This is a genomic window from Polaribacter batillariae (assembly GCF_017498485.1).
GTDB lineage: Bacteria > Bacteroidota > Bacteroidia > Flavobacteriales > Flavobacteriaceae > Polaribacter > Polaribacter batillariae.
The window spans coordinates 3054646-3077500 of the sequence record NZ_CP071795.1 but is presented as its reverse complement, the minus strand read 5'-3'; the positions used below and the strand labels follow the sequence as shown (position 1 = coordinate 3077500).

General features: G+C 31.7%; 20 protein-coding genes. 11 read left to right on the top strand and 9 right to left on the bottom strand.

What is annotated here, in order from left to right; genetic code table 11:
* Positions 1-210: 210 nt before the first annotated feature.
* A complete protein-coding gene (locus JL193_RS13630) occupies positions 211-921 on the bottom strand; it encodes a DUF4294 domain-containing protein (protein WP_207971320.1) in 711 nt (236 codons plus the stop codon).
* 105 nt (positions 922-1026) lie between these two features.
* On the bottom strand, positions 1027-3024 hold the full coding sequence (gene ligA / locus JL193_RS13625; RefSeq protein ID WP_207971319.1) for an NAD-dependent DNA ligase LigA: 1998 nt from the start codon (positions 3022-3024) through the stop codon (positions 1027-1029).
* Between the two features lie 76 nt (positions 3025-3100).
* Between ligA and JL193_RS13620 the strand changes: the two genes are divergently transcribed.
* Positions 3101-3763, top strand: coding sequence for a hypothetical protein (locus JL193_RS13620; protein ID WP_207971318.1), 663 nt, complete (start codon positions 3101-3103; stop codon positions 3761-3763).
* 136 nt (positions 3764-3899) lie between these two features.
* Here the strand turns inward: JL193_RS13620 and JL193_RS13615 are convergent, their stop codons facing one another.
* The 5 genes from JL193_RS13615 to JL193_RS13595 all read right to left on the bottom strand — a co-directional run bounded on the left by JL193_RS13615 (position 3900) and on the right by JL193_RS13595 (position 10273).
* A complete protein-coding gene (locus JL193_RS13615) occupies positions 3900-4469 on the bottom strand; it encodes a DinB family protein (protein WP_243456760.1) in 570 nt (189 codons plus the stop codon).
* Between the two features lie 206 nt (positions 4470-4675).
* Complete coding sequence (locus JL193_RS13610; RefSeq protein ID WP_207971317.1) at positions 4676-7603, bottom strand: serine hydrolase domain-containing protein; 2928 nt, start codon at positions 7601-7603, stop codon at positions 4676-4678.
* A 196-nt stretch (positions 7604-7799) separates the two neighbouring features.
* Complete coding sequence (locus JL193_RS13605) at positions 7800-8285, bottom strand: ABC transporter ATPase (protein ID WP_207971316.1); 486 nt, start codon at positions 8283-8285, stop codon at positions 7800-7802.
* 158 nt (positions 8286-8443) lie between these two features.
* Positions 8444-9271, bottom strand: a complete 828-nt coding sequence (locus JL193_RS13600; protein WP_207971315.1) for a 3'-5' exonuclease — start codon at positions 9269-9271, stop codon at positions 8444-8446.
* A gap of 147 nt (positions 9272-9418) precedes the next feature.
* Positions 9419-10273, bottom strand: coding sequence for a PPK2 family polyphosphate kinase (locus JL193_RS13595; RefSeq protein WP_207971314.1), 855 nt, complete (start codon positions 10271-10273; stop codon positions 9419-9421).
* Between the two features lie 169 nt (positions 10274-10442).
* Between JL193_RS13595 and JL193_RS13590 the strand changes: the two genes are divergently transcribed.
* Positions 10443-10973, top strand: a complete 531-nt coding sequence (locus tag JL193_RS13590; protein WP_207971313.1) for a superoxide dismutase family protein — start codon at positions 10443-10445, stop codon at positions 10971-10973.
* Positions 10974-11168: 195 nt separating this feature from the next.
* Here JL193_RS13590 and JL193_RS13585 read toward each other — a convergent pair whose 3' ends face one another.
* Positions 11169-12539 carry a tetratricopeptide repeat protein gene (locus JL193_RS13585; protein ID WP_207971312.1) on the bottom strand — a complete coding sequence of 457 codons (1371 nt, stop codon included), beginning with the start codon at positions 12537-12539 and terminating at the stop codon, positions 11169-11171.
* A gap of 192 nt (positions 12540-12731) precedes the next feature.
* On the opposite strand from JL193_RS13585, the gene pyrR reads away from it, so the two are divergent.
* The 5 genes from pyrR to JL193_RS13560 are packed head-to-tail and all read left to right on the top strand — an operon-like array spanning position 12732 to position 15820.
* A complete protein-coding gene (gene pyrR / locus JL193_RS13580; RefSeq protein ID WP_207971311.1) occupies positions 12732-13274 on the top strand; it encodes a bifunctional pyr operon transcriptional regulator/uracil phosphoribosyltransferase PyrR in 543 nt (180 codons plus the stop codon).
* A 39-nt stretch (positions 13275-13313) separates the two neighbouring features.
* Complete coding sequence (locus JL193_RS13575) at positions 13314-14243, top strand: aspartate carbamoyltransferase catalytic subunit (protein ID WP_207971310.1); 930 nt, start codon at positions 13314-13316, stop codon at positions 14241-14243.
* A 1-nt stretch (position 14244) separates the two neighbouring features.
* Positions 14245-14577, top strand: coding sequence for a hypothetical protein (locus JL193_RS13570; RefSeq protein ID WP_207971309.1), 333 nt, complete (start codon positions 14245-14247; stop codon positions 14575-14577).
* Between the two features lie 8 nt (positions 14578-14585).
* The gene (locus tag JL193_RS13565) at positions 14586-14906 is read left to right on the top strand and encodes a T9SS type A sorting domain-containing protein (protein ID WP_207971308.1); all 321 of its coding nucleotides are present in this window, start codon (positions 14586-14588) and stop codon (positions 14904-14906) included.
* On the top strand, positions 14903-15820 hold the full coding sequence (locus tag JL193_RS13560; RefSeq protein WP_207971307.1) for a ribonuclease Z: 918 nt from the start codon (positions 14903-14905) through the stop codon (positions 15818-15820). The genes JL193_RS13565 and JL193_RS13560 overlap by 4 nt, the downstream gene beginning before the upstream one ends.
* A 9-nt stretch (positions 15821-15829) precedes the next feature.
* Here JL193_RS13560 and JL193_RS13555 read toward each other — a convergent pair whose 3' ends face one another.
* On the bottom strand, positions 15830-16192 hold the full coding sequence (locus JL193_RS13555) for a CoA-binding protein (protein ID WP_207971306.1): 363 nt from the start codon (positions 16190-16192) through the stop codon (positions 15830-15832).
* A gap of 96 nt (positions 16193-16288) precedes the next feature.
* Here JL193_RS13555 and JL193_RS13550 point away from each other — a divergent pair, with 96 nt between their 5' ends.
* The 4 genes from JL193_RS13550 (at position 16289) to JL193_RS13535 (ending at position 22854) form a co-directional block, all read left to right on the top strand.
* On the top strand, positions 16289-18742 hold the full coding sequence (locus tag JL193_RS13550) for a TonB-dependent receptor (protein ID WP_207971305.1): 2454 nt from the start codon (positions 16289-16291) through the stop codon (positions 18740-18742).
* A 118-nt stretch (positions 18743-18860) separates the two neighbouring features.
* Positions 18861-21272: a TonB-dependent receptor gene (locus JL193_RS13545; RefSeq protein WP_207971304.1), complete on the top strand. Its 2412-nt coding sequence runs from the start codon at positions 18861-18863 to the stop codon at positions 21270-21272.
* Between the two features lie 44 nt (positions 21273-21316).
* Complete coding sequence (locus tag JL193_RS13540; protein WP_207971303.1) at positions 21317-22480, top strand: sulfatase-like hydrolase/transferase; 1164 nt, start codon at positions 21317-21319, stop codon at positions 22478-22480.
* Entirely contained in the window at positions 22444-22854 is a 411-nt protein-coding gene (locus JL193_RS13535; protein WP_207973481.1) for a sulfatase/phosphatase domain-containing protein, read from the top strand. Before JL193_RS13540 ends, JL193_RS13535 begins: the two co-directional genes overlap by 37 nt.
* Position 22855 lies beyond the last annotated feature (1 nt).

Genomic DNA, 22855 nt, shown 5'->3' with positions numbered 1-22855 from the left:
TCTGTGAAATTATCTTAAGACAAGAATGACACAAATTTGCCCATTTTAAGTAATTACCAACGCTTTTTACTACTGCACATAGCTTATAGGAAGGCTCGTGTTAGGGATTGCAGCATTTGTTTGAGCTCTTTTATTTGCCCCTAAAAGCAAATAAAAAGCGAGTGCGGAAAGCCCGACCGCGATTTTTCGAGCGGGAACACCATGAAAAAATTAATTCTTTTTCTTTCTAATTTTTCCTTTTTTGCGCATTTTGGCAAACATTTTCTTGTATTCTTCTACATTTATTTCTCCTTTCTTTTTTAGTATAATTAAAGGGAAGTCGTAGTCGAGTTTGGATTTTTGTGATTTTAACACGCCATCTTGGAAAGATCTTTGGAGAATGTCTTCGATTAAATAATCTTCGTTAACAGATTCTGGATGGTATTCTGTTTTTAATGATAGTTTGAAAAGATTTGCTGTGGTGTTGTACCAAAATGCTTTCCAGCCGCTTCTAAGTCCTTTTATATTGTCGAAAGCGGTTTTGCCTGTTTGGCGATGGATGAGCTTGATTAATATTCGACCTTCTGTGGTGGTCATCTTTTTCATTTGGTCTGTGAATTCGCCTTCGATATATTTTTGAACGAGTTTTGTGTATTTTCTTCTTTTTCTTTTAGAGTCTATTTTTTTTAGTCTTGCGTTTAAAGTGTCTAACCTTTCTGATGCTAATTTTGCGTATGGGTATGCTTTTTGGACTTTTTTTCTAAACCATAAATAGTAACGAATATCGTCTCTAGATTTAAATTTGTGTTTTGGCAATAGTGCAAATTCATTTAATTCGATTGTTAGTGTGTCGCCTGGTTTTACAAAAACATAATCGTTTATATTATTTGGTAATGAATCTACTTCTCTTCTTTGTGAAAAAGTGAGAAACGAAATTGACATTATATATATGTATAGAAGTTTTTTTATCATTTTATGGTAACAAACAACAAATTTGGGTTGCTAAGGCTTGATTATTTTATGCAAATTGAATACCAAAGTTACTTTTTAACTGATTTTATCTATAAAATCTTGTTCGGAAATTATTGGAATGCTTAAATCTTGTGCTTTTGCAAGTTTGCTTGGCCCCATGTTATCGCCAGCAACTATAAAATTTGTTTTTTTAGATATGGACGAACTTACTTTGCCTCCATTGTTTTCGATTGCTTTCTTGAGTTCGTTTCTACTCATTTGATGAAAAACGCCTGAAACTACAAAAACTTGTCCTTGTAATTTATCGGATTGATTTTCTAAACTTTCTGCAGAAACTTCTAATTGAACTCCGTAGGTTTTTAAACGGTTTATTAGCTGAATATTGCCTAAATTGTTAGAAAAATCGACAATACTTTGTGCGATTCTGTCTCCGATTTCATCTACATTTATGAGTTCTTCGAAAGTTGCTGCCATTAAATTGTCTATGGACTTGAAATGTTTTGCTAATTTTTTTGCAACAGTTTCTCCTACAAAACGAATGCCTAGTGCAAATAATACTTTTTCAAATGGAATTTTTTTGGATTTTTCGATTCCGGCAATTAAATTTTGAGCAGATTTTTCTGCCATTCTTTCTAACGGAATGATTTGTTCTATTTTTAAGTCGTATAAATCTGCATAATTTTGAATTAGCCCAACTTTACGTAATAAATCTACAGTTTCTCCTCCTAAGCCATCGATATCCATGGCTTTTCTGCTGATAAAATGTTGAATTCGCCCGGTAATTTGAGGAGCGCAACCAAATTCGTTTGGGCAATAGTGTTTTGCATCTCCTTGTGTTCTAACCAATTTTGTATTACATTCTGGGCAATTGGTAGCGTAAATGGTGGGTTGAGAGTTTGTTGGGCGTTTTGTAAAATCTACTGCAATAATTTTCGGGATAATTTCCCCTCCTTTTTCAACAAAAACGGTGTCTCCTTCTCGTATATCTAACTTTTCGATTTGATCGGCATTGTGCAAAGAGGCGCGTTTTACAGTGGTGCCTGCTAATTGAACAGGTTTTAAATTTGCTACTGGCGTAATTGCACCTGTTCTACCTACTTGATAGGTAATTTTATTTAGAACCGTAGCTACTTGTTCTGCTTTAAACTTATACGCAATTGCCCATCTTGGTGCTTTTGAGGTGTAACCTAACTCTTCTTGCTGCTGTAAGTTATTTACTTTAACAACTACACCATCTGTTTCGTAAGGCAAATCGTGTCGTTTTTTATCCCAATGGTTTACAAACTCGAAAACTTCGTCAATCGATTTTGCTAACTTAATTGTTTTTGGCACTTTAAAGCCAACTTTTCTGGCATTTTCTAAAATCTCGAAATGTGTTTTGTACTTACGTTCTTCTGTTACTACTTGATACAGTAAACAATCTAAAGGTCTTTTTGCGACCTCTGCACTGTCTTGCAATTTTAAACTTCCGCTTGCGGTATTTCTTGGATTCCTGTATTCTTCTTCTCCATTTGCAGCTCGTTCTTCATTCATTTTATTAAAACCCTCTAATGGTAAAATAATTTCGCCACGCATTTGAAAATTCGACACAAAATCTTTTTTGATTGATAATGGAATGGAACGAATTGTTTTTACGTTTGCAGTAACATTGTCTCCTTGAAAACCGTCTCCACGAGTTACAGCTTTAATAAATTTCCCGTTTTCGTAGGTTAAATTTATGGAAGCTCCATCGAATTTTAGCTCGCAAGTATATTCTAAATCTTCTCTTCCTAAACCTTTTTGCACTCGTTTTTCCCAATCTAACAAGTCTTCTTTTGAATACGAATTGTCTAGAGAATACATTCTGTTTTTGTGTACCACTGTTTCAAAATTTTTGGTAATGGCTCCTCCTACTCTTTGTGTTGGCGAGTTTATATCGAAAAACTCTGGGTTTTCTGCTTCTAACTTTTCTAATTCTTTTAGTTTGATATCAAATTCGAAATCAGAAATGGTGGCATTGTCTAAAACATAATAGTTGTAATTATGATTATTTAATTCTTCACGCAATAATTGTATTCTTTCTAAAACAGTCATAATTATATCTAAAAAAACTTGTTTTTAATGTTGAAATTTTGTACTTTATATATTCATTCAAAAATGAATTAAAAAAATGAAATACGCTATAAAAATACATAAAATTTCTACAGTTGACGAACTTGAAAATTCTTGGAATATTGATGATTACAAAGAACTTTTAGAACGTTTTGAATTGCCTGGAACAGAAACTACTGAGGTTAAAGAGTTAAGAGAATTGCTTTTTATGGCAATTTCAGATAAAGAGCCTCCTGAAGCTGCTGCTATTGTGTTGGATTATAAATTGTCTGAACACCTAAATAAGGGCCAAATCGATTCGCTTTCTTATGAGATGTTGGTTGATAAAATTTCTGAGGAATATCCTAAAATAGAACTCCACCAGCAGCTTTTTAACATCAATCAGTTATTATACAAGGCTTACAATGGGAAGTTCCCAAACACAAAAGCAACAATTGTAGATTTTGAAATTACACCGAAAGCAAATGCCGATGAAAAAATTACTAAAGAAATTGTTTTAAAATGTTTTGCTAAAAATTTAGACAGCCACAATGTGGTAATTCGTTTGTTTGGACATCAACTAAATGCAGATGAAGCTTTTGAGGAAGCAAACGACGTTATTTGGGAATTACAAAAAAAAGATGTTGGTTATAGATTTATTACTTCGGAATATTTTATGAGTAAAGAGGAATTTTTAAGTCCAGAGTTTGAGGCTAAAATCGACTTTTTTGAGGAGGAGTAGTTTTTTTAAACCATAACAACATAGAAAACATAGAGTTTTGTGGGGCTAAAGTTTGCAGACCCTTCAGGTTTTAAATGCAGACCCTTCAGGTTTTTGCAGACCCTTCAGGTTTTTAAAACCTGAAGGGTCTTTTTTTCTACTCTCTAATAGTTCCAGAAAAATAGTTTATTTTTGAGTTGATTGGGTTTCCTGACGAACGTCTAAAACTAGCAATTTGTCCTGTGTGCCAAATAGCATCTGCAATGGGACCATTGATGATGTTAAAAAACGGAATGGTAATTTTGCCTTCTTTTTCAACAGAAAATTCGGCCAAATCTTTGCTTGCTTTTATGCTGTTGCTTAAGGCTTGGAAATTTAGCAAGGTTTGTTTTCTTATTTCTGCAAAGGTCATTTTATCTTTTTCCTTTTCTTGTTTAAAATCGGTTTTTGTTAAACGCAACATTGCATTAGATAAATCGTATATGTGGGTTATGGTTGCTTGGCAATTTCTACCTTCGCCTTTTGGCTGATAGGCTAAATCTTCGGCTCGCAAACCTTCTGTGGACCAATAATATCGAAAACCTAAACCATCTACCATTCTTGCAACTGTGTTTTGTGCAGTATAGTTTTCTTTGATTTTCGGAATTTTGTAATAAGGGAGTTTTTCTTGAGAATTCATCGAAATTGTAAAGAATAATATGGTTATTAAGAGTGTTTTAAATTTCATAATTTTTGTTTTTTGCTAAATTAAGTTTTTTGCCAGATAGAAGCATTAAAAATATAGATTTTGTGAATGTAATTGCATTTCTTATGCTAAAAATTGGCAAACAAGTCTAGCCCAGATTGCAGCAATTGTTTGAGCTCTTTTTTGCTTTTTCAGCAAAAAAAGCGAGTGCGAAAAGCTGGAAATAGCTCCAAAAAGAATAGCTAAAATTAGTTTTGCGAATCTATAATAGCGTCTTGTATTGCTTGTTGAATTTTTGTGCGCATATTGCTTTTTATCAACCCTCTATTATCCATATGCGGAAAAACTCTGTTAGATAAAAATACATAAACAATTTCGCTTTCTGGATCTGCCCAGGTATAGGTTCCTGTAAAACCAGAATGCCCAAAACTTGTATCGGAAACGCAACCACAAGTGGCTTTTATTTTTGGGTTTAATTGTGGTTTATCGAAACCTAAGCCTCTACGAACTTTTTTATCTGCATAATAACGCATGTTAAATTTGTTTATAGTTTCTGGTTTTAAATAACGTTTACCACCGTAAAAACCTTTCTGTAAATACATTTGCATGATTTTACCCACATCGTTGGCGTTTGCAAATAAACCTGCATGACCTGCAACACCACCTAACATTGCTGCGCCCATATCGTGCACATAACCTTGTAAGAGTTGATTTCTGTAATAATCGTCTATTTCTGTAGGAACGATGTCGTTTCTGGTAAATTTTTCTAGAGGTAAATACGTGGTTCTGTTTGCGCCTAAAGATTTGTAAAAAGTTTCGTCAACTAATTTATCTAGCGGTTTTTGGTATTTGGTTTCTAGAGCTTCTTTAAATAAATAATAGCCTAAGTCGCTATATTTATAGCCAGGTTTTTTTCTTTGGTCGGCTACTTTTATGTATTTGTAAATACTGTCTTTATAGCTTTTGGTAATAAATAGTTTTTCGGCTACTTTTATTTGAAACTTGTTCGATTTCTTTTTGCGATAAAATGTCGATAAGTTTTTGCCTGTTACACTGTCTTGTGTGTCTTTGTAAAAAGGAATCCAGGCTTTTAATCGGCCAACGTGAGATAGAATTTCTTTTACAGTAACTGTACTTTTGTTTGAGTTTGTAAAACTTGGTAAAATATCTCGCAAACTTGCTGTTAAAGGTATTTTGTGCTCTTCTTCTGCTTTCATAATTAAAGGCAATGAAGCCAATATTTTGGTAAGCGATGCCAAATCGTACAAATCTGAATTTTTTACTTTAAATTTTTTATTGTAGGTGTGGTATCCGTAACTTTTTTGCAGTACAACTTTTCCTTTTCTTGCGACAAATACTTGAAAACCTGGCGCCATTTTTTCTTTTAAAATAGTATCTGCATATTGGTTTATAATGGCTAATTTTTTGGAAGACAAACCTACTTCTTCTGGAATTGTATATTGCAACCTGCTTAACTTACTTGTAAACAAACCTGTACCTTCTTTAAAATTTTCTCTAATAGAAACTGGTAATTTTCCTTTGGCTTCGAAAGCGCCAAATAACATTTGTGCAGACAGTTCTTGCGATAGTTTACTGTTTTGATAAGAAACCATTAGCCCTTCTATATTGGTAAAACTTTTTAGTTGCAATAAGCTATATGGACTCGTAAAAACATCTAAAACTACTTCTTTTTGACGAGCAATTTCTTGCAACCAAACCAACTCTTTGTTCTTAAATTTATAACTTTTCCAGGGATGATCGTTCGATTTATGAAAACCAATAATCACAAAATTGTAAGGCTTTAATTTTCTTGTGATTCCTGCTAAATTATTATCTGAAATTACATCTATTTTGGTGTAATTTTTAAGCATATTTACAAATGAATCGTTTTTTGCATCTCCTAATTTTACGTAAGCTATTTTTTTACTTTCTAAATTTCTAATAGGAATATTGCCATTTACATTTTTTACAACTGTAAGTGCATTTTTAATTAGTTTTCGATGCAATAGTTCGTTATCTACGGCATTTAAATCTTCGTGAAGATGTTCTTCTTTTATAGGTTTATAGTTCTTTAAACCTGCCCAATATTTTGCTTTTAATATTTTTCTTACAGAAAAATCTAAACGTTCTTCTGTAAGTGTTTTTAATTCAAGGGCTTTTTTAAATAATGCAATAGAGGCCGGTACATTTTGTGGAATTAATAACACATCGTTTCCTGCTTGTATGGCAGCCAAATCTACTTCTGCAGAAGTTGCGTAATTGGTAGCACCTTTCATGTTTAAACCGTCTGTAATAATTAAACCATTAAAACCCAATTCTTGCTGCAACAATTTTGTAACCACATTTTTAGATAGCGAAGTTGGCAAATTTGTGTTGGGCTCTAAACTCGGAATGTTCAAATGGGCAGTCATCACACTGGTTACGCCAGCATCAAATATTTTTCTGTAAGGATACAGTTCTATCGAATCTAAACGCGCTTTATCAAAATTTAAAACAGGTAAAGTATGGTGCGAATCTGAAGCTGTATCTCCATGTCCTGGAAAATGTTTTGCATTTGCTAAAACGCTATAACTTTGCATGCCTTGTGTAAAAGCGATTGCTTTTTTTGTAACGTTTTCTTTACTTTCTCCAAAAGAACGATTACCAATAATTGGGTTTGCAGGATTTACATTTACATCTACAACTGGTGCAAAATTTATATGAATGCCCAATCGTTTGCAGTGCTTACCAACTTGTGCACCAAATTCTCGAATTAAAGAATCGTTTCGAATTGCACCCAGGGTCATGTTCCAAGGAAATTTGTAGGTATTGTCTAAACGCATATTTAAACCCCACTCTCCATCGAAACCAATTAATAGCGGAACTTTTGCTGCATTTTGGTATTTATTATTTAATTCTGCCTGTTTTTCTGGAGTTCCTTGCATAAAAATTAAACTACCTACATGATATTTTGTAATCATTTCTGTAATAAAATTTTCGTGTTTCTTGTCTAAATTAGAATAAGCTTGCACCATAAATAACTGGCCAATTTTCTCGTCAATCGTCATGTTATTTAAAATACTATCTACCCAAACTCTTTGTGCTTCTACATCTTTCGTTAAAAGTGGATCTAGAGTTTGTGCGTTTACATACGATGCAAATAGTATAAATAATATAAGTGCTAACTTTTTTTTCATTCTTTTTTAAAAATATTTTTTTTGATGTTTTTTTGGGCGTTTTAACAGGCTTTCCACTATATCTTTTTTGCTTTGTTCTCGATACAAATTTGTTCATTCTTCACAAATTCACTCGAACTGACAGCAAAAAAGGATGCCGTTTCAATCCTTAACGCAACTTACTTGCAAGCCAAGTACAATAATTTAAAAACAATAGTTATACCAAAAAGCGTTTGTGCCAGCTTTCTTTTGCAGGAACTTCCCAATTATTTTCGAAATCTTCTTTCGAGTTTACCATATTGTTAAACACAATGGTTTCCGAAGTTATTTTCTTCTCTTTTGCAAACTGCTGAAAGTCGTGTAATTTTACCAAATTAATATGTTTATCATCTTTAAAAGTAACATTCATTTTATTCATTAAATCTACTTTTAGTTCTTTCTCTAATTCTTGTATAAAACGTACAGAACTATCTATAGAGCAACCAGAAACGTTGTTAAAACTTTCGTCCACAGCCAACACCAAAAACTGGTTGTATTTAATGGTAAACGAGCCTTTTAAATCGTCTCCATGACGTGTCCATTGATTGATAAAATCTTTTGCTTTCTTTGAAATTACAGCCATTTCATTTGTTGTAAATTCTCTATCTGATTGATAAATCCAAACTCGAGAATTATTGGGTAAATTTTTATATTCTGTAAACATATTTTAAATTGTGTATTCTTTTAATTGTGTATTTGTGTTACACAATTGGTTCATTCGTTTTCTTACCAAGCATTTAAAAAAATAGTGTTTTTATTCTTACCGTATTCAATTAATCCAGACCTGTCAGGTTTTAAAAAACCTGACAGGTCTAAAAAGCGCTATCTCAAATTAAACTTCTGTTGCAACGCTTGTAATTTTTCTGCATTAGACATGGTGTCTTTTGGTGCAGACATTCTTTCTTTTATTTCTTTTAAAACCTTTTTGGTATATAATGGAAAATCGGCATTCTGAATCCAATTATTATATCCTGGGTTTTCTTTAAATACCTCTTCTACAGTGCGTCCTTTGTATTTTCCGAAAGAGAAAATTTCTTGTTTTTGTTCGTTCATTAAAATAAAACCTGCAAAATCGGCTCTTTCTCCATGTGTAGAAAATTCGCTTAACGCATCTACAGAGTTTTCTATGTCGTCGTATTTCTCTAACTGAGCTAACAAAATTTCGTAGGTTGCATTGGTATCTGCTTCTGCTCCATGAGCGCCTTCTAATTCTTTTCCGCAGTAAAATTGATACCCTGCACTTAATGTTCTTTGTTCTTTTTTATGAAAAATCACTTGTACATCAATTGCTTTTCCGTTTTTCATATCAAAATCGATTCCTGCACGCATTAACTCTTCTGCCAATAAAGGAATATCGAATCTGTTTGAATTGAAACCCGCCAAATCGCAACCTTTAATTATTTTACTTATTTCTGGAGCCAATTCTTTAAAAGTTGGTTCTGTAACTACTTTTTCGTTGGTTATTCCATGCACGTCTGTTGCGGCTTGTGGTATTTCGATTTCGGGATTTACCAACCATGTTTTGCTTTCTTTATTTCCGTTCGGAAACACTTTTAAAATAGCAATTTCTACAATTCTATCTGTGGCAATATTTACGCCAGTGGTTTCTAAATCGAAAAATACTATGGGTTTTGTTAGTTTAAGGTTCAAAGTTTAAAATTTAAGGTTCGAGTCCCAGTCTTGAATTTTGAATTCAAAATCTTGAACTTTTTATGTTTATTTATTATTTATCCTCTCGGCTGTGCTCGAGGAGACAAACATTTGTCAGTTCGAGCGTAGTCGAAAATAATTTTTATGCTACTCGTTATTTAATTGTGCTTTAAATTCTTCTATTCTATCTGCTACTTTTTTAGACAAAACAGGTTCTTTAAAATTGTATTTCTCAAATTCTTTTACTAATATTTCTGCTAAAATGAAACGTGCAGAGGGTTTATCGTCTGCAGGAATCACAAACCAAGGTGCATCTTCTTTAGAAGTTCTATTTAGTACATCTTCGTAACAATCTTGATATTTATTCCACAATTTGCGTTCTTTTAAATCTCCTTCAGAAAATTTCCAGTTTTTTTGTGGTAAATTTAGTCTTCGTAACAATCGGTTCTTTTGTTCTTCTTTAGATAAGTGCAAAAAGAATTTTAAGACAATGGTTCCGTTTTTTGCCAAATGATTTTCAAACTGATTGATTCTTTCCATTCTATCGTGGTAAAATTCGTCGTTTATATCTTTTATACTTTTTATATTCGGAATATTTTCACTTAAAATATACTCTGGGTGAACTCTTGTTACCAACACGTTTTCGTAATGGGTTCTATTAAAAACGCCCAACTTTCCTTTTGCTGGCAACGCAATATAGTGCCTCCATAAAAAATCGTGTTTCAATTCTAATTCGGTTGGCACTTTAAAACTATGTACCTCTACTCCACGTGCATTTACATCTTTAAAAACTTCGCGAATTAAGCTATCTTTTCCAGAAGTATCCATTCCTTGCAAGCAAATTAAAGCACCATATTTGCCTTCAGCATACATTGTATTCTGAATTTTACTTAACTTTTTACGTAACTTTTTAAGTTTTTTTTCGGCATTATCAACTACTTCTTTTGTGTTTATTTTTTGTAATTGAATCTTCTTGGAAATCTTATATTTTTCTAAATTCATTATGAAATTAATTAATTTTTAAAGATAAAAAAAATATCGTTTTTAATACGGTTTTACAGCATTGTTTAACAAAACATTTTTGTACTCGAAATAAAGATTTAAAATTATGTTAACACAATACCTATTTTCTATTTTTTATCTTTGGGTATTCACTAATAAAATTAAAACTATGAAAACTTTAAATATTTTAAACAAAATTGGAATTTTACTATTGGCAATCGCGACTTTAAGTGCCTGCGATGCAGATACAAAAATCGCAAAAGCTACCATCGATGCAAAAAGTGGAAGCAATGTTTCTGGAACTGTAACATTTACAGAATCGAACGGAATTGTAACCATGAAAGCAGAACTTGCTGGACTTTCTAAAGGAAATCATGCAATTCATATCCATGAAATTGGAGATTGTACTGCTTCTGATGGAAAATCTGCTGGTGGTCACTGGAATCCTACCAATAAAAATCACGGAAAATGGATGGAAGAACCTTTTCATATTGGAGATATTGGAAACTTAGTCGTTGGTGAAGATGGAAAAGGAACTATCGAAAGAGAAACCAATTTATGGTCTGTTGGCGGAAAAGATGCCAAAAAAAATGTGGTTGGGCATGCCATTATAATTCATGAAGGTCCAGATGATTTTAGTTCGCAACCTTCTGGAGCAGCTGGGCAAAGAATTGGTTGCGGAGAGATTATTAGAAAGTAATCGTACCTAAAAAACATTTATTATTTTTAATTTTATGTTTTCTCGAGCACAATCGAAAGTTTATTAATTATCTAAATTACCAAAAAAATGGTCTCGATTTGAGCCTATTTTAGACTTGTCGAAAAGCTCGAGCAGACATTAAATAAGAGCTGATTTATTGTGTACTAACTAACTTATTAAAACAAAAAGAGATTGTTACTCAATCGACTTTTTGAAGTCTTTTAATAATTTTTGAATTTTTTCGTTTTCGTAAACTAACGGAAACAATTCCTTTAAAACACTGCTGTACTCATAATCGATTTTCATGCCATTGATCAAATGATTAAAAGCATATTTTTCTTTATCTAAAATAAAAAACAAACCCGCCAATCGATATTCGAATTCAGCAAAATCTTTGTAATTTTTTTGAGCATTTAACACAACTTTTAAAGCATCGTTAAATTCTCCTAAAAAAGACAAAACATCTACCAAGCCTAAATAAATTTCTGGTGATTTATCTCCCAATTTTAAACAATTTCGAAATCCGGTAACAGCCTCTTCAAAAAAACTTAGTTTTAAATTAATTTGAGCATAATGTCTCCAATAAAGTGCATTGTCATCTTCAATTTTTAATGCTTTAGAAATGTAATATGCCGCTTTTTGGAAATTTCCTTTTTCGTAGTATAAACTGGTTAACAAAACCCAACCTTTATCTAACAAAGGGTCTTCGTGAACTGCTTTTTTATAGTAAGAAATTGCTTTTTCAATTTTTAATAATTTCTCATAACACTCGCCAATTCTAATGTAAACAAATGCTGTAGGATCGTCTAATTCTAAGGTAATTAAATAATTATCTATCGCTTCTTGGTAATTTTCTAATTCTTCTAAAGTTTTTGCCTTTTCTAAATAAGCTCCAATAAAAAATTCGTCAATTAAAACTGCGTAATCAAAAGAAATTAAGGCTTGTTTATAATTTTCTAAAATAAAATATTGTCTTCCTAATTGGTGCCAAGCCACCTCGCAATATGGGTTAATTTCTAAGTAAGAATTTAGGTATTTTACAGCTGCTTCATGTTGCTTTTCCATATCGAAGCAATACATAATATTATAAAGTGCAGAATAATCTTCATAATCTACATCGATGCATTTTGCAAAATTTAAACGTGCGTTGTCGAAATCATCTAAATACAAATATTCCATACCTATAAGCGACCAAACATCTACTTTATCTTCGGTTAATGCCAATGCTTTATTAAGTAGAAGAATGGCATCTTTATGCAACCCTTTTTTAGATTGAATGGTTGATTTTTGGATAAAAACCTCTTCGTTATTGGGCGCTAATAGTTCAATTTTTTTTAATAATTTCGAAGCTGCATCTAACTCGTTATCACACAAATGAATCTCTACTCTTAGTAATTTTAAATCTACAGATGCAGGGTGCTGTTCTAAACCAAGTTTAATTGCTTTTTTTGCAAGTGAAATTTTTCCAACATCTAGATAATGTACCACAATCTCTTCAAATTCGACCAAATCGAAAAAGAAAACACTGTTGGTTTTTAACATGGATTCAAATTTTAATAAAGACATAATTAAGATATTTGAATGAATACTTAAATGTACTACAACTCTTAGATTACTTCTAATGTAAACACAATTGTTTTCAACAATTTAATTAACAAAATTCTTTGTTTGCATTTAGTAACGTATAAATTTTGCGCATACGTATATTTACATTAATTTTGATTTTCAATAACTATCTACCAAATTGATAGGATTCTTATGAGCAGAAAAACCTTACTTAACTCAAAAGATATTGAAATTATTCTTCATCGTTTGGCGTGTCAGTTAATCGAAAATCATAACGATTTCTCGAATACTGTACTTATTGGTTTACAACCTAGAGGAACTTTTTTAGCAGAAAGATTGGCAGAATTGTTAAAAACAGCATACAATATTAAAGAACTAGAATTAGGTTTATTAGACATTACTTTTTATAGAGATGATTTTCGTAGAAAAGATAAGCCTTTGGCGGCAGAAACCACTCAAATGAACTTTTTAATTGAAGACAAAAAAGTGGTAATTATAGATGATGTGTTATTTTCTGGAAGAAGTATTAGAGCTGCTTTAACTGCCATACAATCTTATGGAAGACCCAAAAGTATTGAGTTATTGGTTTTAATCGACAGGCGTTTTAGCAGGCATTTGCCCATTCAACCTAACTATAGAGGAAGACAGGTAGATGCTATTAACGAAGAAAAAGTTTTGGTTACTTGGAAGAAAACGCATAAAAAAGATGCGGTTTATATAGAATCGAAAGCATAAAAACAAACATATAATATTGTTTAACTTAAATAAAATGAGGTGCAAGAATTAAGCGTAGAACATTTATTAGGAATAAAATACTTAAAACCTAATGATATAGATGTTATTTTTAAAACTGCCGATCATTTTAAAGAAGTGATTAACAGGCCCATTAAAAAGGTACCTTCGTTAAGAGATATTACCATTGCCAATTTATTTTTTGAAAATAGTACCCGTACAAAATTAAGTTTCGAACTTGCAGAAAAAAGACTTTCTGCAGATGTTATTAATTTTTCTGCAGGACAATCTTCCGTTAAAAAAGGAGAAACCTTAATAGACACCGTTAACAATATTCTTTCGATGAAAGTAGATATTGTGGTAATGCGTCATGGAAATGTAGGGGCAGGTGTTTTCTTATCGAAACATGTAAACGCAAAAATTATAAATGCGGGTGATGGAACTCACGAACACCCAACACAAGCCTTGTTAGATTCGTATTCTATTCGTGAAAAATTAGGAACTGTAAAAGGGAAAAAAATTGTAATTGTGGGTGATGTTTTGCACTCGAGAGTGGCACTTTCGAACATTTTTGCACTAAAACTACAAGGTGCAACAGTAAAAGTTTGTGGACCAACAACCTTAATTCCTAAATACATTTCGAGTTTGGGGGTAGAAGTAGAAACCAACTTAAAAAAGGCCTTGGAATGGTGCGATGTTGCCAATGTTTTACGTGTACAACACGAACGTATGGACATTAAATATTTTCCATCAACGAGAGAGTACACACAACTTTTTGGAATAAATCAAGAGATTTTAGACAACCTTGGCAAGAAAATTGTGATCATGCACCCAGGCCCCATTAATAGAGGCGTAGAAATTACAAGCGATGTTGCAGATTCTAGCGAAAGTATTATTCTAAATCAAGTTGAAAACGGTGTTGCTGTTAGAATGGCAGTTATTTATTTATTGGCGCAACAAATTAAAAGATAATATGCAAATTGATAAAAAAGACCATTACACTTATATTTCTTCGAATGAAACTACATTTGAAGAATTCTACAAAGCATTTTTAAAAAAAGTAAGCGAATTCGAAAAAGAGCATGTAGTTTTACACATTTCAGACAATATTAACATAGCTACTAAAGATTTTTTGTTATTTTTGAACATAGCTGAACAAAAAAACAACAATGGTACATCTTTTGTTATTATAAATTCGACTGTAAATGTCGATGAACTTCCAGAACACTTAAATATTGTACCTACTTTAATTGAAGCAGAAGATATTTTAGACATGGAAAACATCGAAAGAGAATTAGGATTTTAAAAAAATATATGATAAAAAAAATACTTTTTATTTTATTTTTAAGCTTTTCGTTTCTAGGTTTTTCTCAAGAAAAATCAATAGACGTTTTGTCTGCTGCACCAAATCCTTTTACAAACTCCACTAAAATATCTTTCAATTCTAAAGCTATTTCTTCGGTTAAATTTACCGTTAAAAACGTTTTAGGAAAAACGGTTTTTAAGAAAACTTTCAAAACCGTAAAAGGTAAAAATAGTTTCTCTTTTTACAAAGATAATTTAGCTACAGGAATGTATATTTACAGTATTCAAGACAAAAAGAAAGTAATTTCTAAACGTTTTGTGATTAAATGAGTCTAAACTTAACTATTTTAGGCTGTCATTCTGCTACTCCACGTGTAAACGCTTTTCCTACTTCGCAATATTTAGAAATAAATAATCGACATTTTTTAATAGATTGTGGCGAAGGCACCCAGCGTCAAATGCGAAAATATAAGGTTGGTTTTTCTAAAATCAATCATATTTTTATTTCTCATTTACATGGAGATCATTTTTATGGTTTGGTGGGTTTATTATCTACTTACGGAATTTTAAATCGAGAAAAAGACATCCATGTTTTTGGTCCAGTTGGCATCAAAAAAGCAACTTTATTGATGTTAAAAATCTCGCAATCTCACGCGAAATTCAACATTATTTTTCACGAATTATCTTCTTCTGAGAGTGAACTTATTTTTGAAGACGATAAAGTAATTGTTCGAACCATTCCACTACATCACAGAGTATATACAAACGGGTATCTTTTTACAGAGAAAGAGAAACCTCGTAAATTAAATATGCTTAATATTAGTGGTTACCAAGAAATTGGAAAAGCAGATTTCTTAAACATAAAAGCGGGAAAAGATGTAATTTTATCTAATGGTGAAGTTGTTCGAAATGCTGAATTGACAATCGATCCTAAAAAACCTTTAAGCTACGCTTTTTGTAGTGACACAAGTTATAAACCAGATATTGTACCTATTATAAAAAATGCAGATTTACTATACCATGAAGCCACTTTTTTAGCAGATAGAACCGATTTGGCAAAAAAAACCAAACATTCTACATCTTTTGAAGCGGCTCAAATTGCCAAAGACGCAAATGTTGGTGAACTAATTGTTGGGCATTATTCTGGCAGATATAAAGACATTTCTCTTTTTCAAAAAGAAGCGGCTAAAATTTTTAAAAATGTTTCTTTATCGGAACCTGGAAAAGTGTTTTCGATAGATTAAGAAATATTTCTAATACTGGTTTGTACTTAATAAAACCAACGTACAAGCAATTTCACTTTCAATATTATTATTCTGTAATAATTTTACAAACTCCATATTTTCTGTACCTGGGTTAAAAATTACTCTTTTTGGTTGTAAGCTTATTATATAATTGTAATATGCTTTTTGCCTTGTTGGATTTAGGTATAAAGTAACTGTATCTATCTCTTTAAAATCTACTTTTTCTGTTGTAATAGTTACATCTGCCACTACTCCAACTCGCAAACCAATTGCAACTACCGGAATTTCTTTTCCTCTTAATCTTTTTATAGCAATGTTCGAATATCTGCTTTCTTTTAAAGATGCTCCTAAAACTAAAGTTTTCTTTTTCATATGTTAAGAATGTGTTAAAGACAATTAAATACAGTAACAAATATAAAGAATAAAGCGTCTATAAAATATCAATCAAATCTAAAAAACTAATTTAAAATGAAAAACTTACTGCTTCTTGTCTTGTTTATTTCCTCGATAACTTTACAAGCCCAATTGCCAAAAAGCAAGCTATTAAAACCAGGAACTATTACAGGAAAAGTAGTAGATAATACATCCAAAGAACCTTTGCCTTATGTAAATATTGTGGTAAGAGATTTTGCTAAAAAAATACTTACTGGAGGAATTACAAACGAAAACGGAATTTTTATTATTAAAGACATTCCTGAAGGAAATAGTTTGGTAGAAGCCCAATTTATTGGTTACAAAACCTATTCAACAAAAATAAACATCTCTAACAAAAACAATCAAGTAGATTTAGGAACCATCTTTCTTTTAGAAGATAGCTCGCAATTGAACGAAGTGGTAGTAAGAGCAGAAACATCGCAAATTGTACAAAAAGTAGATAGAAAAGTAATTAACGTTGGTAAAGATTTAACAGCCACAGGAACTACAGCCTCAGAACTTTTAAACAATGTACAGTCTGTAAATGTAGATAGCCAAACAGGAAACATTAGTTTGCGAGGCAATGAGAATGTTCGTGTTTTAGTAGATGGTAAACCCACCAACATTTCTGCTGCCCAATTGTTAAAACAAATACCTTCTACTTCTATAAAAAGCATCGAATTAATTACAAATCCTTCTGCAAAATACAATCCAGAAGGAATGAGTGGAATTATTAACATTATCTTAAACAAAAATGCCAATATGGGCTTTAATGGCTCTATAGACACTGGAGTTACTGCTGGCCATTATGTACGTTACAACGCTTCTACAAATATGAATTATAAAACCGGAAAAGTAAACTTCTTTGGAAATTATGGTTATAATGGAGGCAATAATTACAATTATGGTTTTGTAAACAGACCAGCTGTAGGCAGACTGCAAGATTTTATTTTTCAAAACGATAACCAATCTCATTTGATAAAAGCTGGTGCAGATATTTATTTAGATAAAAAAAATACGCTGTCTTTTTACACTACCCAAAACTGGTTCGATGGCGATGGAAATGGAAGAACTTTAGTTACAGAAAACGGAACCATTGTTTCTAAAGCACCCAATGTACAGTTACAAAACAACCAAACAGGCGCTTATAATGTAAATTATAAAAGAGAATTCGAAAAAGAAGGACACAATATAGAGTTTGAAGCCACATATTCTAATACAAGAGCTCCAGAGGATGCAGAAAATAAAGATGTAACGAAAAACCCCAATGATGTAGATTTTAAAGTTTTAAACTTTTTTAACGATATTACCAATAAAAGTAATAATACTTTATTAAATGTCGATTACACAAACCCTGTTTCAGAAAAAGGTAAATTAGAATTGGGCTTGGAGTATAGAGAAGACAATACTTCTAACATAAACATTACCAATCAAGATGAAATTGTTTTCGACAATCAAGGAAATCCTACAATTCAACCTTTAGGAAATTCTGATTTCGATTATGGTAGAAAAATATATTCTGCTTATGCGAATTACGGTCATCAATTTGGAAAAGTAACCATGCAATTAGGGGCTCGTTTCGAACAATTTAAGGCGACAGGAAATTTTAATCGCGATGGAAACCCTTCAGAAAATGTAAACCAAGATATTTTTAGCGTATATCCTTCAGCATTTTTTACTTTTAATCTTTCTGATAAAAATCAGTTTCAATTAAGTTATAGCAGAAGAGTTGATAGACCTGGAATTTCTCAAGTAAATCCAATTAGAGAGTGGAGCACACCTTTAATTACCTCTATTGGAAATGCAAATCTTTTACCACAATTTACCAATTCTTTTGAAGCAAATTATACACGACAAATTAAAAACGGATCTGTAACTTTTGGTACTTTTTACAGAGCAATAAACGATAATATTTCGCGAGTAACTTACAAAGACCCTAACGATCCTTCGAATGTAAAACAAGTTTTATCCTGGACCAATTTCGAAGACACAAATGCTTACGGATTAGAGTTTTCGTTCAATTATAAAATTGCAAATTGGTGGAGAGTAAATTCTAGTATGGATTTTTATTCTCAAAAACAATTTGGTACTGTAGATTTGGTAAACGCAAACGCACAAAGAATAGAAGTTACCAACGAGGTTTTTAACGCAAGAGTTAGCAATAGCTTTAAAGTTTCTAAAAGATTAAATTTGCAACTATTTGCTATGTATAGAGGCCCACAAGAAGACATTCAGTGGAAAACAGAAAATATGTGGATGCTAAATACAGGCGCAAGTTTGCGAGTTTTAGACGGAAAAGGAAGTATTAATTTTAGAGTAAACGATATTTTTAGAGGAATGAAATTTGCTTTTAATTCCGAAAATCCATTTGTACAAAATGGGCGATTTAATTGGGAAAGCCAAACTGCTTATATTGGTTTTAACTACAGGTTTGGTAGTGGAAAAAATAAAGCAAAGCAAAGAAGACAACGTGACGATAATATTAAAGAAGGTGGCGCAAGTTTTTAAACAAAACTTAAAAATACCATTTTTAAAACCGAAGTTAATACTTCGGTTTTTTTATTGCTAATTTTTAACTACTTTTAGGGCATTATAATGCTATGTAAAATTAAAAGACAACCTTACTATGAAAAAACGAATCGTATTTTTGGTTCTTTTTTGCTCTTTAACTATTTTCTCACAAAATAGCAACACAAAATTAGGTGTTGGAGTTTTAAATGGAACAATCTTAGACAGTAAAACAAAACAGCCCTTACCTTATGTAAATATTATTTGCAAAAACACACAGCAAGAAATTATTTCTGGCGGAATTTCCGATAAAAAAGGAAAATTCAGTATAAAAAAACTGCCTTTAGATTCTTTGTTGATAGACCTTCAATTTATTGGCTACAAAACCATTAAAAAGAAAATTAAACTTTCTAAAGAGCATCAAATAATTCGTTTAAATACTATTCTATTAGAAGAAGAAATCTCTCAATTAAAACCTGTAGAACTTGTTTCTGAAACCTCTTCTATAGTTCAAAAAATCGATAGAAAAGTGTTTCATGTAGGTAAAGATTTGGCATCTGCAGGAACAAATTCTTTTCAAATGTTAGAGAATATTCCTTCGATTCAGGTAGATTACCAATCTGGAAACATTAATTTAAGAGGCAACCAAAATGTTCGTGTTTTAATCGACGGAAAACCTTCGAATTTACCTGTTGCACAGCTTTTAAAACAACTGCCTTCTTCCGCAGTAAAAAGTGTTGAAATTATTACGAATCCTTCTGCAAAATATTCTCCTGAAGGAATGAGTGGAATTCTTAATTTTGTGCTTAAAAAAAATACAACCATTGGCTTTAATGGAAGTTTTTCTGCTGGTTTAGAACATAGTATAAACACAAGACCTACTACCTCTTTAGACTTAAATTACAGAACCGGAAAATTTAATTTTTACGGGAGTTATTATTTAGACTGGGGAGATTTCGAAACATTTTCTAATTTCGAAAGATTGGATAAAAACCTAAACCAGAATATTAATTTTTTAGACAGCACAACCTCTCATTATATAAAATCGGGTGTCGATTTTTACATCAACGAAAAAAACACTTTGTCTTTTTACATAACTAAAAGCATTGCAGATACCGATTTTTCTGTAGATACAGAAACTACATTAGACAACAATGTAATTTTTGATGCAAGAAATATTTCAGTATTCGATATTCAAGAAACTGCTTATAATTTAGATTATAAAATCGATTTTAACAAAAAGGGCGAAAATTTAGAATTAGAAATTAATTACTCTAAAAACACAAATCCGCAAGAAGATAATAACAGAGAATTAATAAATCCGAATTCGGAAGTGTATAACTATACAAATTCCATCAAAAATAATAATAACATTTTTTTAGTAAATTTAGATTATACAAAACCTATTAAAAACGGAACTTTAGAGTTAGGTTTAGAAACAAGAATTCAAAATGCATTCAATAAAATAAATACCAATCAAGAAGTTGAAACGAATGGAAACCCGCCAACAAAACCCAGAGGGAACACCAATTTTACTTACGATCGAGATTTATATTCTGCCTATATTAATCTAAATAAAGAATACGAAAAGTTAAGTTTCCAAGCAGGTTTACGTTTTGAACAATTTAAAGTTGATGGCTTATTTTCTAATACAGAACAAACAAATTTAGACCCTTATTCAGATGAGATTTTTAGCATCTATCCTTCTGCTTTTATTACTTATGCTTCATCAGACAAACATCAATTTCAAATCGGGTACAGTAGAAGAGTTGATAGACCAGGAATAGACCAAGTAACCCCAATTCAAGAATGGAATACACCATTATCTATCTCTGTTGGAAACAGAAACCTAAGACCACAGTTTACCAATTCTTTTGAGTTTAATTATACGAATTCTTTTAAAAAGGGATATTTTACATTTGGCACTTTTTATAGAGAAACCAAAGATATTATTGGAAGAATTTTCGATATCGATAATACAAATGCAGATAGGCAATTATTATCGTACACAAATTATAATTCGTCTAAAAGCTACGGTTTTGAGTTTGCTTCGAGTATAAAATTAACAAATTGGTGGACATTAAGACCAAGTTTTAATAGTTATATTCAGGAAAACCAAGGGTTGGTTAACAACAATTTTATTCAAGTAGAAAACGTGTTAACAACGGCAAGATTAAGCAATAGCTTTAAAGCGAGTAAAAAATTACGTTTTCAACTCTCTAGTTCCTACAGAGGAACTTATAAAAATGTGTTGGTAAAAGTTAAACCTTATGTTTTAATAAATGCTTCTGCTAGATATACTATTTTAAAAGGAAAAGGTTCTCTTTCGCTAAGAGCAACCGATATTTTCGACAACTATAAATTAGATTTTTCTACGACAAATCCATTTCCACAAAATGGACAATTTACTTTAGAATACAGTTCTATTTATGTTGGATTTTCTTACAATTTCGGAAGTGGAAAAAACCGAGAGCGAGATCGAAAATATAGAGAAAATAACGAAACCGAAAGTAGTGGCGGTATTTTGTAAAGAATGTTGTATTTTCGTCAAATCAATTAAAACATAAGTAGGTTATGAGATATAAAAACAATATAAAACTTACATCTTTCACGTTTTTATTACTGTTATTGGCAGCTTCGTGTGCTTCTCCAAAAGAAGAAAAAGCAGCTCCAAACATTATTATTTTTTTAGTAGATGATATGGGGCTAATGGACACCTCTGTTCCGTTTTTAACAGACGCAAATGGCAACCCTAAAAAGTATCCACTAAACAACTATTACAGAACCCCAAATATGGAGAAACTTGCAGAACAAGGCATTCGATTTACTAATTTTTATGCACACTCGGTTTGTTCTCCTTCAAGAACCTCTATATTAACTGGGCAAAATTCTGCCAGACATGGCGTAACTAATTGGATAAATTCCGAAAGTAATAACAGAACCAAATTTGGCCCAAAAAATTGGAACTGGAAAGGGCTTGCCAAAGAAAATGTAACACTTCCAAGAATTTTACAAAAAGCGGGTTACAAGACAATTCATGTTGGAAAAGCGCATTTCGGGCCTCTTAATAGCGACGCAGAAAATCCATTAAATTTAGGTTTTGATGTAAATATTGCAGGAAGTTCTATAGGGCATCCAGGAAGTTACTATGCCAAAGATGGTTTTGGGCACATTGCTGGAAATAAATCGAGAGCTGTTCCAGATTTAGAAAAATACCATGGTAAAGATATTTTTTTAACAGAAGCATTAACTTTAGAAGCCAATTTAGCAATATCTAAAGCTAAAAAAGAAGGCAAACCTTTCTTTTTAAACATGGCACATTACGCTGTACATGCGCCTTTTCAATCAGACCCTCGTTTTGCAGATAATTATAAAGATTCAGATAAATCTAAAAAAGCACAAGCTTACGCTACTTTAATTGAAGGAATTGACAAATCTCTTGGAGACATCTTACAACACGTAAGAGATTTAGGTTTAGGAGAAAACACACTTGTATTATTTTTGGGAGACAATGGTTCTGATGCACCACTTCCAATTGTAAACGGTTACAGCAGTTCGTCTCCTTTAAAAGGAAAAAAAGGAAACCACTGGGAAGGTGGCATGCGTGTTCCGTTTATCGCTTCTTGGGTTACCCCAAATAAAAACACTCCTCTTCAAGAAAAATTACCAATTGCACAAAATAAGGTGCAAGAACAAATAGGATCTATTTTAGATTTTTTCCAACACTGTCTCAAATAACCAATGTAAAATTACCAGAAGATATCGTTTTAGACGGTTTTAATCTTAAAGAGCAACTTAGTGGAAAGCAAAATGGAACTCGTAATGAAGAGTTTCTAAATCATTTTCCACATGGAATGCATCGTTCTAAATATTTTACAAGTCTCGTAAAAGACAATTGGAAAATTATTTACCATTATCCCATTGTAAATGAAGAACCAAAATACGAACTTTTTAACCTAAAAAAAGATCCTTTTGAAGTTGAAAACTTAGCTGAGAAAAATCCTGAAAAATTAAAAGAATTAATGACAACTTTATCCAAGGGAATGAAAAACATGAATGCAAAGTACCCCGAAAAAGATGGAGAGATTTTAAAATTAATGATTCCTGAATAAT